Genomic DNA, 11,685 nt, shown 5'->3' with positions numbered 1-11,685 from the left:
GATTACGCCGTACTTACTTCGATGCAGTGGTCTTGTTTTCCATGTTGACCACCTGCACGCGGCGGTTGACCTCGGCCATGGGCTGGCCCGGGTTCTTCAGCTTGCTCTTGCCGTAGCCGACGGTGACGAGGTCGGTTGCCGAGATGCTGTACTTCTCGACCAGGTAACGCTTGATCGAATCCGCGCGGCGCTCCGACAGGTCCTGGTTGTAGGCCTCGCCGCCGGCGGCGTCGGTGTGGCCGGCGACCACGAAGGTCGAGCCCTTGAGGTCGGGGCTGGTCAGCGCGCGGCCGAGCGCCTGCACCGAAGGCATCGACTTGGCGCTGATATTGGCCGAGTTGTAGTCGAAGGTGATCTCGAGATCGATGTTCGGCTTGTCCTTGGCGACCGATGCGATCTCCTCGCGTTCGGTTGACGACAGCGAGCGCGTCGAGCGGCCGCGCACGGACTGGATCAGCTTGGTCTCCGCCGCGTTCGGCGCGGGATCGGCCTGCGGGGCCATCGAGAGGCCGCGGGTCAGCGGCTTCTTCGCCGGCGGCGCCAGCGCGCGGAGGATCTCGTCCTCGGTGACGTTCTTGCTGTTGCCGTCATCGGCGGCGAATGCGGGTGCGGTCGGCAGCGACAGCGTCGCGCCGATGGCCATGATGGACAGGATTGCGGTCAGTCCCTTTGCAGCCAATCTCATACCTAGTCCCTCCTGCGCAGCGAACCCGCGCGGTTCCAAAATTCGTGCAATGGGCCCCCCGGGAAAGGCCGCCTGCGGCATCCGACCGTTAGTCTTCCGTGGGCCGCCAAGGGTTCGAGGCGTCTGCTGCCTGAACCCAAAAAAATACTAGCGGACTCCGTAGCTTGCGAATTCCTGAACGATGTTCGGATCCATCGCCTTGGCATTGGCGATGTCCAGCGCGCCTTCCTGGGCGGAGCCGTTACGCTGCTTGGCGAGGCCACGGCCGTAGAGCGAGGAGGTCAGGCGCGGATTGATCTTCAGGGCCGCATCGAAATCGGCGATCGCGTTCTTGACCGCGCCCGACTTCAGGTTGACGAGCCCGCGGCTGTCCAGCGCATCGACGAAGTTCGGCCGCAGCCGCAGCGCCTCGTTGCAATCCTTCAGCGCGCCCTGGAGGTCGCCGACCACGGTGCGGGTCCAGCAGCGGTTGTTCAGCGCCTCGACATCCTTCGAATTGATCCGGAGCGTGTCGTCGAAATCCTTGATGGCGAGGTTGTAGGCGCCCTTGCTGGCATAGACCTGGCCGCGCCGGTACAGCGCGTTCACATCATCCGGATTGGCCGCGATCTTGGCCGTCAGGCCCTTGATGGTGGGATCCTCCGCCAGGACGGCCGCACTCGGCCCGCTATCCGCGTTCGGCGCGGGCGCGGGATCGACCGGTTTTGCCGGCGGGGGCGGCGGGGGCAGGGCGGCCTCGACCTGCGGCTTCGGTGACGGAGCCGGTGCGGGCGGTGGCGGAGGGGCAGGCGCTGCAACCGTCTCAGCCGGCTTCGAGGGCGCCGGGGGTGACGGCGGCGCGGGCGGTGCCGGCGGCGGGTTGTTGGCGACGACGGGCGGCGCAGGCGGCGGGGGCGCCGTCGTCGTTGTCGTCGGGCGCGACCCGGCGGCGCCCGGAATGAAGGAGAAATCCTCGGCCAGCGAGGAGGAGATCCACGGCACTTGCTCGCCGCGCGAGGCGCGGGTGACGCCCATCTTGGTGCGGTTCAGCGTCTCCTCGGCCATCAGGTCGGGGACGCGGATTTCCTTCAGCAGTTCCTGCACGAACAGGCTGTGCTCGCCGCCGGCGTCCGAGACCACCGAGGCCAGCGCCGCCGAATACATCACCAGCGTGCCGTTCGGCGCGATGACGGGCGTCAAGCCGGCCGAGAAGCTGCGGAACCGGCGTTCGAACGGGTTGCGCCTGGAGGCATCGACCAGCGCGATCTTGACGCCGGCGCCGCGCGTGTTGAGCTCGCCGAGCACGGTCTCCAGGCTGAAACCGTCGCGGCGCACGTCGGATTCGGTCCAGATCTGCGCATCGACCGGCAGCATGTAGCTCTGGCGCGCCGACTGGATACCGAAGCCGCTGAAGAACACCAGCGCCACCGAGCCCGGCTTGATCTTGCCATAGAGCTTGTCGAAGGCGCGGCGCATGCCGTCGCCGGTCAGGTTCTCGCCGATCTCGACCGAGAAGCCGTCGCGCTTGAGCTCGTCGGCCATGTCGCGCGCATCGTTGAGCGGTTCCTTCAGCGGAGCATCCGCATCCGGATATTTGGCGTTGCCGATGACCAGCGCATGGCGGTCGCCGGCCGCCAGGGATGGCGCAGTCGGGACGAGCGAAACGAGCAAAGGGAGAAGGAAAAGAAAGCGAATTTTCATAATCAGCGCGGTCCAGCCAAAAAGGCGCCGTTCCAGCTTGCGCCGCGGCGACCTTAACTTACGCTCCATGCATTATCAAACCGGGGGGAGGGGGCGTCAACCTCTTGGAGATTCGGCATTATCGCGACGATTGACCGCAACGCAGGGTCGCGCCGGTAGCGGAATGAACGGACTGTCATGTTTGTGTTCGATCCGATCTGGTTGGGCATTGCAGCGGCCATGCAGCAGTGATGTTAGGGGAGTCATGGCGACGAAAATGTGATTGGTCTCACATTGCAGGCCCGCGGTTGTCGCGGCCTCAGCTGTTTGACCTTTGCGGCGGACGATGGCTTGGTGCGTCCGCTCGTTCAGGTCCCCTCAAAAGAAGCAAAGCCAAGAGCCATGGGAAACGTCTACGAAATCTACGCCCTGCGCTACGCGACGATGTCGCCGCGCACCCCCAGCATGAACTTTCTTGCGCCCGATCCGCATGACAGCGCGGCGCAGGATCTCGACTATTTCGTCTGGCTGATCCGCGGTGACGGACGCGACATCCTGGTCGATACCGGCTTCAATGCCGAGGAGGCGAGCGCGCGGGCGCGCAAGCTGACGCTCAATCCGGTCGATGCGCTGGAGCGCTTTGGCGTCGCGGCTTCGAGCATTCGCGACGTCATCGTGACACATCTGCACTACGACCATGCCGGCAATCTCGACCGCTTCCCGAATGCGCGCTTCCATCTCCAGGAGCGCGAGATGGCCTACGCGACGGGGCGCTGCATGTGCAACGGACTGCTGCGACATCCATTCTCGGTCGAGCACGTCACGCAGATGGTGCGTCATGTCTATGGCGAGCGCGTCACCTTCTATTCGGGCGACGGCGAGGTCGCGCCGGGCGTCACCGTGCACCGTGTCGGCGGCCATTCCGACGGCTTGCAGGTGGTGAAGGTCGAGACCGCGCGCGGGTCCGTGGTGCTGGCCTCAGATGCCGCGCATTACTACGCCAATCTCCAGCGCCGCAGCCCGTTCCCGATCGTCTACAATGTCGGCGACATGGCGCAAGGCTGGGAAACGATCGAGCGCCTCGCCGGCCATCCTGACAGATTCATCCCCGGCCATGATCCGATCGTCACGGAAATCTATCCGCGCGCCAGCGACAAGGTCGATGTCTGGGCGCTGCACCTGCCGCCGACGCGATCGTTTGCGAAGTGACGGTGAAGGCCCGCCCATGCTCGTCGTCCCGGACAAGCGCGCCCAAAGCGCGCGTAGATCCGGGACCCATAACCCCAGGGAGGCGTCGCCGCGCGAGCTGGCAACTCCGAGTCTTCGCCAAACATCTCCCTGTGGCTATGGGTCCCGGATCTGCGCCTCGCTTCGCTCTGCTTGTCCGGGACGACGATTGAGTTTTGGGCGGCGCGGCGCTTCGCGCCTCCTCACCATGAGGATCAACTAGTACGCCAGCTTCGCGTCCGCCTCTTCGCTGGTCTGGATCAGATCGAGGCTCGCTTCGAATTTGCTGAGCAAGGCTGAGAGCGCTCTTGCTGCTCAGATCAGCCGGGCCTGATATCCGTTGTGCTCCTGAAAGCAGCGCGCAAACGAGCATCGCCGGAGGTCCGAGTCGGGCCATAAGCGGAACATGCGAAATGCCGATGGTCTACGGAAGCGTGTTCTTCGGGCCGAAGATAACAGGAGATTACATGACGCACTACATTATCTATTTCAACCAGCAATGGGTCGGTGATCACTCCGAAGAGTGGTTTCAGTCCCGTGGGCCGTTGGTCAGGGCAGTCGTAGCGGAGATGAAGGAGGCGGGCGTGCTCATCTTCGCCGCGGGAGTAGATGAAGACCTGAGCAAGGCTTTCAGTGCTGACGAGACCAGCGGCGAACTGCACTTCGGCGAAGGTCGGTATTCCAATGTCCCCGAGTATCTCGGTGGCTTCACCGTCGTCGATGTCTCCAATCAGGAGTCCGCAAAGTTTTGGGCCGGCAAGATCGCAACGGCTTGTGGCTGGCCACAAGAGGTCCGACCACTCCATGTATGACGACTGCAGGACATGGGGCCGAACCGACGCTGAGGTCAAATGACGGAACGTTTCGCGTCGTTCATAATGACTGGTTTGGGTCAAAAGCGCCGGTTTGAGTCTCAGTCGGCGACTTCCGGTCTGACCTCTCTTCGGACACGTTCAGCCTCTGAGACGGGCGGCTGGCGTGGTGTCAACGAGCGCCGGCAGGATTCCGGCAAGCAACGATATCGCGGGGAGATTTTCGAGCCGCTAGCTCCGGCGGAGAGAATACCGCCAAATATCCTCCGTCCCCTGCGAGCTTATATGTGGCGACCTCGCGATAGCCGACGGCGGCCAATTCGCAGCGCAAGAGCTCAATTGGCGTGCCATGCTTCGACGTCGGAAGCTCGAGATCGACAATTCCGACCCGCGCACCCGGCTTCAAGGCGGGCGCGAGGTTGTAGAGGAAGGCATAGGGTTGGGCTATCTCGTGATACATGTGCACGAGGATTGCGGCATCCAGCGAGGAAGCGGGTAGACGCGGGTCGTGTGGTTCGCCGAGCGCGAATTGCACGTTCGTCAACTTCAGAAGTTCTGTTCGCCTGGCGAGTTCGATGAGGTAATCCCGCGTGACGTCCTGGGCAACGACAGAGCCGGCGGGTCCGACGAGGCGGGAGAGCCTGACCGTGTGGTAGCCACTGCCTGCTCCAATGTCGCCGACTGTCATGCCTGGTTTCAGTTCAAGAACATTTGCGATTTGACCGGCCTCATTGAGGGCGTCGCGGCGCTCTTCGGCGGCGCGGCGTGGGCTGACGATCCGTGCAACAGGGCGCTGCGGTGAAGGAAACTCGTTTGCAGCGACTCCGGGGGGAGCCAGATAACCTATGTCAGCGGCGTATGCGCGAGTTGCGGCAAACGCCATAAGAAGCATCGCTATGTACGCCAGTGCCGTCACGGGCCTACCAAGCTTCCTCAACCGGACCCCAAATGCCGACGTCCGCGCCTCTATGAGTCCCTAATACGCCTGCTTCGCATCCGCCTCTTCGCTGGTCTGGATCAGATCGAGACTCTGTTCGATCTTGCCGAGCAATGTCGACAATTGCTTGCGCTCCTGTGTGGAGAGGCAGGCGAGGATCTCGTCTTCACGCCGCAGCAATTGCGGGAACAGCTCCTCGTAAAGCGCACGTCCCTTCTTCGTCAGTTGCAGGCGGAATTCGCGGCGGTCGGCTTCGTTCTCGACCCGCTCGATCAGTTGCTCATTGAGCAGCGTGGTCACCGCGCGGCTGATGGTGGATTTGTGCGTGCGGGTGCATTGCGAGATGTACTGCGCGCTGCAGGCATCAACGCGGAAGCCGAGCGTGGCGATGACGCGCCAGGCCGGAATGTCGAGGCCGTGGCGCTCCTGATATTCGACCGCGAGCGCGGAACTCACCTCCGCCGCCAGCCGGTTGAGACGGAACGGCACGAACTTGAACAGATCGAGCCGTGCCTTCGGTCGCGGCGAAGCCTCGCCGGGGTCGCGTGTCTTCAGCGCGATGTCGCTGGATGTCCTCGCCAAGGAGAGCGCTCCGATTTCCAGTTGACGGCCGGCCGGCTCCGGTCCAAAATAGTTGCACGTGAGACTATCTAGCAGATCAGTCCTCTTTTGACCAGAGCCGAGGTTAGTGTATGGCGCCGGCCAATACGCATCAGGCCAAAACCCAGTTCGGCTATCGCCGCCACCCCGATCAGGACCGCCCCGGCCCAGGCCCCGCGGAGCATCCGGTCGTGATCGTCGGCGCCGGCCCGGTCGGCCTGTCGCTGGCGATTGACCTTGCCCAGCGCGGCCAGCGCGTGGTCCTGCTGGATGATGCCGACCGCATCGGCGAAGGCTCGCGCGCGATCTGCTTCTCGAAACGCTCGCTGGAATATTGGGACCGGCTCGGCGTCGGCGACCGCATGGTCCACAAGGGCGTGGTATGGAGCGTCGGCCGGATCTTCCACGGCGAATCCCAGCTCTACCAGTTCAATCTGCTGCCCGAAGACGGCCACAAGCGGCCGGCCTTCATCAATCTTCAGCAATATTACGCCGAGGCCTATCTGGTCGATCGCATCAACGAACTGCCCGAGATCGACCTGCGCTGGCGCAACAAGGTGACGGCGCTCGAGCAGCGCAACGATTCCGCCATGCTGACGATCGAAACGCCGGAGGGCGCCTATCGCCTGAATGCGCAATATGTTGTCGCCTGCGACGGCGCGCGGTCTTCGCTGCGGCAGATGGTCGGTGCGGAATTTGCGGGCCAGGTGTTCGAGGACCAGTTCCTGATCGCCGACGTCAAGATGACAGCGGAATTTCCGACCGAGCGCTGGTTCTGGTTCGATCCGCCGTTCCATGCCGGGCGTTCGGCGTTGCTGCACCGGCAGCCCGACGATGTCTGGCGCATCGACCTCCAGCTCAATCGCTATGCCGATCCCGTTGTCGAGAAGAAGCCCGAAAACGTGCGGCCGCGGATCGCGCGCATGCTCGGCCACGACAAGTTCGAGTTCGAGTGGATTTCGCTCTATAAATTCCAGTGCCGGCGGATGGACCGCTTCATCCATGGCCGCGTGATCTTCGCCGGCGATTCCGCGCATCAGGTCTCGCCCTTCGGCGCGCGGGGTGCCAATTCGGGACTTGAAGACGCGGAAAACCTGTCCTGGAAGCTCGATCGCGTCCTGCGGGGCAAATCGCCCGCGAGCCTGTTGGAGAGTTACCACGTCGAACGCAGCATGGCCGCCGACGAGAACATCCGCGAATCCACCCGCTCGACCGACTTCATGGCGCCGAACTCGCATCAGGAGGCGCGGCTGCGCAAGGCGGTGCTGTCGCTGGCCAAGGAGACCGAGTTCGGCAAGCGCATGGTCAATGGCGGCCGGCTCTCGGTGCCCTGCAGCTACGATACGCCGCTGTCGTCGCGCGATGCGGATGCATGGGCCGGTGGGCCCTGTCCCGGCTGTTCCATGCTCGACGCCCCCGTTGGCGATCAAGCCTATCTGACGGACGCCTTCCGCAAGGGTGGAACGGACTTCACCTTGCTGTCGTTCAGCAATGGCGCCGCGATTGATGCGCCTGACGGCGTCAGGGATATCCGCGTCGGCGCCGCCGGCGGACCGGCGGATCCTTTGGGCCTCGTCGCAAAGCGCTATGACGCCGAGCCGGGGACGACTTATCTGCTCAGGCCCGATGGCTATGTCGCCGCGCGCTTCCGCCATCCGACGCGCGAGGCAGTTGCGGCCGCGCTGTCGCGGGCTCAAGGCTTGAATTGAGGTTTCGCATGCCGCTCTCCACCAGCTCCAACTTCGTACGCCCTGACGACGCCTTCCGCGCCATCGTCGAGGCGCATCGCGGTCTCACGGAGGAGCAGAGCGCCGATTTCGACGCGGCACTGGTGCTGATCCTCGCCAACCATATCGGCGACATCGATGTGCTGCACGAGGCGATCGGGCTCGCCAGGCGCCGCATGATCGACGGTCAGCAGCAACAACAGCAACAACAATAACCTCGTAAGGACGAATTGATGGTGAAGAACTTCGCGTCCACCGGTGATCTCTCCGAAAAGAAGATCACCTTCTCCGAGATCGGCACCGATCTCTACGCCTTCACCGCCGAGGGCGATCCGAATACGGCCGTGATCGTCGGCGACGACGGCTGCCTCGTGTTCGATGCGCAGGCAACGCCGGCGATGGCGAACAAGGTGATCGAGCGTGTGCGCACGGTCACCGACAAGCCGATCAAATATGTCGTGCTGTCGCACTATCACGCCGTGCGCGTGTTAGGGGCCTCCGCCTACAAGGCGCAGGGCATCGTCGCCTCGCAGGAGACCCATCGGCTGATCGCGGAGCGCGGCCAGCAGGATTGGGATTCCGAATACGGTCGCTTCCCGCGCCTGTTCCAGGATGCGCAAAGCATTCCGGGCCTGACCTGGCCGACGCTGACCTTCGAAGGCGAGATGTCGATCTATCTGGGCAAGCGCGAAGTGCGCCTGATGCAGCTTGGCGCCGGCCACACCTCCGGCGACATCGTCGCATGGGTGCCGGATGCCGAAGTCATGTTCTCAGGCGACCTCATCGAATACCATTCGGCCTGCTATTGCGGCGACGCGCATTTGCGCGAGTGGCCGTTGACGCTGAACGAGATCCGCAACTTCAATCCCAAGGCGATCGCGCCGGGGCGCGGCGATGCGCTGAAGGGCACCGCCACCGTGCGCGAAGCCATCGCGATGACGCGCGATTTTGTCACCTCGCTCTATGGCGCCGCCGAGATCTCGGTCGCCAAGGGCCGCACGCTGAAGGAATCCATGGCGGCGACGCGCGACGTGATGGATCCAAAGTTCCACAGTTTTGCCATCTACGAGCACTGCCTGCCGTTCAACGTGTCGCGCGCCTATGACGAGGCGTCGGGGATCGACGACCCCGTGATCTGGACCGACAAGCGCGACCAGGAAATGTGGGCTGCCCTGCAAGGAGGAGGATAGTCATGAACATCAATACCTCGCCTGATCAGATCGTCCGAAGCTCGGCCCAGGTCACGCCGGGCTACATGTCCGGCTTCGGCAACAGCTTTGAGACCGAGGCGCTGCCGGGCGCGCTGCCGATCGGACGCAACTCGCCGCAGCGCTGCGCCTACGGGCTCTATGCCGAGCAATTGTCCGGCTCGCCCTTCACCGCGCCGCGCGGCACCAATGAGCGCTCCTGGCTCTACCGCATCCGTCCCTCGGTGAAGCATTCCGGCCGCTTCGAGAAGGTCGATGCCGGGCTGTGGCGCTCGGCGCCGTGCCAAGAATATGATTTGCCGATCGCGCAGCTGCGCTGGGACCCGACGCCGCTGCCGAAGGAGGACGTGACCTTCGTTCAGGGCGTGCAGACCATGACGACGGCCGGTGACGTCAACACGCAGGCCGGCATGGCCGCGCATGTCTACCTCATCACCAAATCGATGGTGGATCAGCACTTCTACAATGCCGACGGCGAGCTGATGTTCGTGCTGCAGCAGGGCAATCTTCGCCTCGTCACCGAGTTCGGCCGCATCGATGCCGAGCCCGGCGAGATCGTGGTGATCCCGCGCGGCGTCAAGTTCCGCGTCGAGATCCCGAACGGGCCGGCGCGCGGCTATCTCTGCGAAAACTACGGCGGCGCCTTCACGCTGCCGGAGCGCGGTCCGATCGGCGCCAATTGCCTGGCCAACGCGCGCGACTTCCTGACGCCGGTCGCGAATTACGAGGACAAGGATACGCCGACCGAGCTGTTCGTGAAATGGGGCGGGGCGCTGTTCAAGACGACCTTGCCGCATTCGCCGATTGACGTCGTCGCCTGGCACGGCAATTACGCGCCGTACAAATACGATCTGCGCGCGTTCTCGCCGGTCGGCGCGATCAGCTTCGATCACCCCGATCCGTCGATCTTCACGGTGCTGACCTCGCCGTCGGAGACCGCGGGCACCGCGAATATCGACTTCGTCATCTTCCCCGAGCGCTGGATGGTCGCCGACAACACCTTCCGTCCGCCCTGGTATCACATGAACATCATGAGCGAGTTCATGGGCCTGATCTACGGCGTCTATGACGCCAAGCCGCAGGGTTTTGTCCCCGGCGGCATTTCGCTCCACAATTGCATGCTGCCGCATGGCCCGGACCGCGATGCCTTCGAGCACGCCAGCAATGGCGAGCTGAAGCCGGTAAAGCTGACCGGCACCATGGCCTTCATGTTCGAGACCCGCTACCCGCAGCGCGTCACCGCGCATGCGGCGAACTCCTCGACACTGCAGGACGACTACGCGGATTGCTGGAAGGGCCTGGAGAAGCGCTTCGATCCGAACAAGCCGTAGCCTTTATTACTCGTCCTCGGCGGGTTCGCCCCGGCGATGCGATGTTGCTCTTATCCCGTCATTCCGGGGCGATGCGAAGCATCGAACCCGGAATCTCGAGATTCCGGATCTGGTCCTTCGGACCATCCCGGAATGACGGGCCACATGATTGGAGACTTGCATGCCCCACCCCAACGACCCCAGTCTCCGCTCCTTCATCGAGGTCGACCCTTCTTCCGACTTCCCAATCCAGAACCTGCCCTATGGCGTGTTCTCGACCGCGGCCAATCCGACGCCGCGGGTCGGCGTGGCGATCGGAAACTACGTGCTCGATCTCTGGGAGCTGGAACAGGATTCCCGGCTCGATGTCGGCCCGCTCGGCGTGTTCTCTGGCGCCTCGCTCAATCCTTTCATGGCGCTGGGGCCGAAGGTGTGGACGAAGACGCGCGCACGGATCAGCGAGCTGCTGCGTCACGATCATCCCGAGCTGCGCGACAACGAGGAACTGCGCAAGCAGGCGCTGGTGCCGATGCGCGATGCAAGACTGCATCTGCCGTTCGCGGTCTCCGGCTATACCGATTTCTATTCCTCGAAAGAGCACGCCACCAATGTCGGTGTGATGTTCCGCGGCAAGGACAATGCGCTGCAGCCGAACTGGCTGCATATGCCGATCGCCTATAACGGCCGCGCCTCCACCGTCGTGGTCTCCGGCACCAAGGTGAAGCGCCCGCGCGGGCAGCTGAAGCCGCCGAATGTGGATGTGCCGAGCTTCGGCCCCTGCAAGCGGCTCGATTTCGAGCTGGAGATGGGCGTCGTGATCGGCCAGCCCTCAGCCATGGGCGGCATGCTGACCGAGAGCCAAGCCGAGGAGATGATCTTTGGCTTCGTGCTGCTCAACGACTGGAGCGCGCGCGACATCCAGCAATGGGAATATGTGCCGCTCGGCCCGTTCCTGGCAAAGGCCTTCGCGACCTCGATCAGCCCCTGGGTGGTGACGCGCGAGGCGCTGGAGCCGTTCCGCCTGAAAGGGCCGGAGCAGGAGCCGGTCCCGCTCGATTATCTGAAGCAGACCAAGCCGCAGAACTACGACGTCGAGCTCGACGTGTCCTTGCGCGCCGCCGGCGCAAACGCGCCCGCCAGCATCAGCCGCACCAATTTCAAGTACATGTACTGGTCCTCGGTGCAGCAATTGATGCACCACGCCTCAAGCGGCTGCGCCATGAATGTCGGCGATCTCTTAGGGAGCGGCACGATCTCCGGCCCCGAGAAGAACCAGCGCGGCAGCCTGCTCGAGATCAGCTGGAACGGCACCGAGCCGGTCGACCTGCCCGGCGGCGCCAGGCGCTCGTTCCTGGAAGACGGCGACAGCCTCGTCATGCGCGGCTGGTGCCAGGGCAACGGCTATCGCGTCGGGTTCGGCGAGGTCGAGGGGACGATTTTGGAGGGGGAGTGATTGCCGCGGGGACGGTCCCGTAGGGTGGGCAAAGGCGCGCTCTTCGCGCGCCGTGCCCACCATAAGC

The 11,685-nt window shown here is 63.8% G+C and carries 11 protein-coding genes and 1 pseudogene; 7 read left to right on the top strand and 5 right to left on the bottom strand.

Translation table 11 applies throughout. The features are described 5' to 3' along the window. Nucleotides 1-13: 13 nt before the first annotated feature. Both ACVJ19_RS11625 and ACVJ19_RS11620 read right to left on the bottom strand, forming a co-directional pair. The gene (locus ACVJ19_RS11625; RefSeq protein ID WP_453949019.1) at nt 14-685 is read right to left on the bottom strand and encodes an OmpA family protein; all 672 of its coding nucleotides are present in this window, start codon (nt 683-685) and stop codon (nt 14-16) included. Nucleotides 686-832: 147 nt separating this feature from the next. Next, entirely contained in the window at nt 833-2,365 is a 1,533-nt protein-coding gene (locus tag ACVJ19_RS11620; protein ID WP_453949020.1) for a caspase family protein, read from the bottom strand. A gap of 381 nt (nt 2,366-2,746) precedes the next feature. On the opposite strand from ACVJ19_RS11620, the gene ACVJ19_RS11615 reads away from it, so the two are divergent. Continuing rightward, the gene (locus ACVJ19_RS11615; RefSeq protein WP_453949021.1) at nt 2,747-3,553 is read left to right on the top strand and encodes an N-acyl homoserine lactonase family protein; all 807 of its coding nucleotides are present in this window, start codon (nt 2,747-2,749) and stop codon (nt 3,551-3,553) included. 237 nt (nt 3,554-3,790) lie between these two features. Here the strand turns inward: ACVJ19_RS11615 and ACVJ19_RS11610 are convergent. After that, nucleotides 3,791-3,880: pseudogene (locus tag ACVJ19_RS11610) on the bottom strand (MarR family winged helix-turn-helix transcriptional regulator); the annotation flags it as partial. A gap of 158 nt (nt 3,881-4,038) precedes the next feature. On the opposite strand from ACVJ19_RS11610, the gene ACVJ19_RS11605 reads away from it, so the two are divergent. Beyond that, nucleotides 4,039-4,383, top strand: a complete 345-nt coding sequence (locus tag ACVJ19_RS11605) for a YciI family protein (RefSeq protein WP_453949023.1) — start codon at nt 4,039-4,041, stop codon at nt 4,381-4,383. Between the two features lie 172 nt (nt 4,384-4,555). On the opposite strand, the gene ACVJ19_RS11600 is transcribed toward ACVJ19_RS11605, so the two are convergent. Both ACVJ19_RS11600 and ACVJ19_RS11595 read right to left on the bottom strand, forming a co-directional pair. Next, nucleotides 4,556-5,266, bottom strand: coding sequence for a class I SAM-dependent methyltransferase (locus ACVJ19_RS11600; RefSeq protein ID WP_453949024.1), 711 nt, complete (start codon nt 5,264-5,266; stop codon nt 4,556-4,558). Between the two features lie 93 nt (nt 5,267-5,359). Continuing rightward, complete coding sequence (locus tag ACVJ19_RS11595; RefSeq protein ID WP_453949025.1) at nt 5,360-5,902, bottom strand: MarR family winged helix-turn-helix transcriptional regulator; 543 nt, start codon at nt 5,900-5,902, stop codon at nt 5,360-5,362. Nucleotides 5,903-6,012: 110 nt separating this feature from the next. Here ACVJ19_RS11595 and ACVJ19_RS11590 point away from each other — a divergent pair, with 110 nt between their 5' ends. From ACVJ19_RS11590 to fahA, 5 genes are all read left to right on the top strand, one after another. After that, entirely contained in the window at nt 6,013-7,629 is a 1,617-nt protein-coding gene (locus ACVJ19_RS11590) for an FAD-dependent oxidoreductase (protein ID WP_453949026.1), read from the top strand. 8 nt (nt 7,630-7,637) lie between these two features. Next, nucleotides 7,638-7,862, top strand: a complete 225-nt coding sequence (locus ACVJ19_RS11585; RefSeq protein WP_453949027.1) for a DUF2783 domain-containing protein — start codon at nt 7,638-7,640, stop codon at nt 7,860-7,862. 18 nt (nt 7,863-7,880) lie between these two features. Further along, on the top strand, nt 7,881-8,837 hold the full coding sequence (locus ACVJ19_RS11580) for an MBL fold metallo-hydrolase (RefSeq protein ID WP_453949028.1): 957 nt from the start codon (nt 7,881-7,883) through the stop codon (nt 8,835-8,837). Nucleotides 8,838-8,839: 2 nt separating this feature from the next. Beyond that, nucleotides 8,840-10,186 carry a homogentisate 1,2-dioxygenase gene (gene hmgA, locus ACVJ19_RS11575; protein ID WP_453949029.1) on the top strand — a complete coding sequence of 449 codons (1,347 nt, stop codon included), beginning with the start codon at nt 8,840-8,842 and terminating at the stop codon, nt 10,184-10,186. A 160-nt stretch (nt 10,187-10,346) separates the two neighbouring features. After that, nucleotides 10,347-11,618 (top strand): fumarylacetoacetase, encoded by a 1,272-nt coding sequence (gene fahA, locus ACVJ19_RS11570; protein ID WP_453949030.1) that lies wholly within the window; start codon nt 10,347-10,349, stop codon nt 11,616-11,618. Nucleotides 11,619-11,685: the final 67 nt, after the last annotated feature.

This window comes from Bradyrhizobium sp. USDA 376 (assembly GCF_054063675.1).
This window is presented reverse-complemented; position numbering and strand designations above follow the sequence as displayed.